The sequence below is a fragment of the Paracoccus salipaludis genome (assembly GCF_002287065.1).
Lineage (GTDB): Bacteria > Pseudomonadota > Alphaproteobacteria > Rhodobacterales > Rhodobacteraceae > Paracoccus > Paracoccus salipaludis.
In genome coordinates this window covers 1-523 of sequence record NZ_NSJZ01000167.1, presented here as the reverse complement: position 1 = coordinate 523, position 523 = coordinate 1, and the positions used below count along the sequence as shown (strand labels likewise).

Sequence of the window (523 nt, the reverse complement as noted above, 5' to 3'; positions counted from 1 at the left end):
TTTACACTTCCAAAGTCACCTATGGGAAAGACGCTGCAAGTGGCCGCTGATCGGGCCTATGACCAATCCAAGACCGTGCTGCCCGCCGAGGTGGCGCGCGGGGTCTACATGCGGAACGCGCCAAGTCTGCGCGCCCTCAAGCTCATGCATCTGATGATCTCCACGGCGGGCGGGCGCATGGCCCAGGACGTGCGCCACGAGATGCGCCTCTCCGACATTCGGCGCATCGAGGGCATGGCCCACCACGACCGCGAAAGCCTCAAGCCGTTGTTCGAGGAACTGCGCGCGGCGGTGCTGACCTATGACGACCCTCAGGCCATGCGCTACACCATCGGCGGCCTGCTCGATCAGGCCGTGGTGGACTATCGCCACGAACTCAGCGGCGATGTGCTGGTCTCGTGGTTCTTCGGCCGGATGTTCCGGGACATGGCCGAGCGGTCGAATCACTGGGCCATTCTCGACCGGCAGACCGTGTTCCACCTGGGCAGCAAGTATTCCGTGCTGCTGTTCCAGCACATCGCCA

The 523-nt window shown here is 63.7% G+C and carries 1 protein-coding gene; it reads left to right on the top strand.

Annotated elements, in window-relative coordinates; genetic code table 11:
• Positions 1 to 39 precede the first annotated feature (39 nt).
• Positions 40 to 523 (top strand): replication initiation protein (locus tag CK240_RS18020; protein ID WP_205957946.1); only part of this gene is annotated, 484 nt, incomplete at its 3' end.